Below are 601 nucleotides of genomic sequence, written 5' to 3' on the forward strand. Positions count from 1 at the left end.
TCACGGTCTCCCGGGCCGCAGCAGCTCCCCTCACCGTGGTCGCGTGGATCGCCGGTGGATACCTGGCGAAGGTGGCAGTGGTCGCAGGCGCGGTGTTGGGTGCACGTGCGGCAGACCTGGATGCCCGCCTGGTCGGTATCGCCGTGGTGGTGAGCGTGGTGGTGACGGTGGGCTGCGAGATGTGGGTGCTGTTGCGCGTGCGTGTTGCTCCGGTGACACCCCGCACGGACTGAGGCACGGGGAGCGACCTGTCCCCGGGACCGGTTGCCCGGGCGGTGGAGGGGTGTCCACCCGTGCACGGAAACGCTGTTACCATGGGGTCGCCCCGCGGGGCACCGAACGCGGACGACGCCAGGCAATGACGCCAGACAGACGACATCGGGAGGACATCCTGTCCACACTCACCAAGGCGGAGGAACCTCAGGTCGTCCGCACCCGCACGTTGCCGCGATGGTACTGGATCTGCGTCGCACTCCTCCTGGCCCTCGCCGCTGTGACCTTCTGGCCTGCCATGACGGAACACCCCCACCAGCCGGGAATCCTCGACTTCTTCCCCGAGGCAATCTTCGGGGAGGGGACGTTCCTGTCGTTCAACAGGGTC

Annotated in this window: 2 protein-coding genes; both read left to right on the plus strand. The window is 67.9% G+C overall.

The genetic code is table 11. The annotated features are described in order from the left end of the window. Positions 1-233: hypothetical protein (locus FK530_RS26110; RefSeq protein WP_205124262.1), on the plus strand; the 233-nt coding region annotated here is incomplete at its 5' end. A 125-nt stretch (positions 234-358) separates the two neighbouring features. Then, the coding region (locus FK530_RS26470) for a hypothetical protein (RefSeq protein WP_205124263.1) at positions 359-601 on the plus strand (243 nt) is incomplete at its 3' end.

The sequence above is a fragment of the Tsukamurella conjunctivitidis genome (assembly GCF_007858475.1).
GTDB lineage: Bacteria > Actinomycetota > Actinomycetes > Mycobacteriales > Mycobacteriaceae > Tsukamurella > Tsukamurella conjunctivitidis.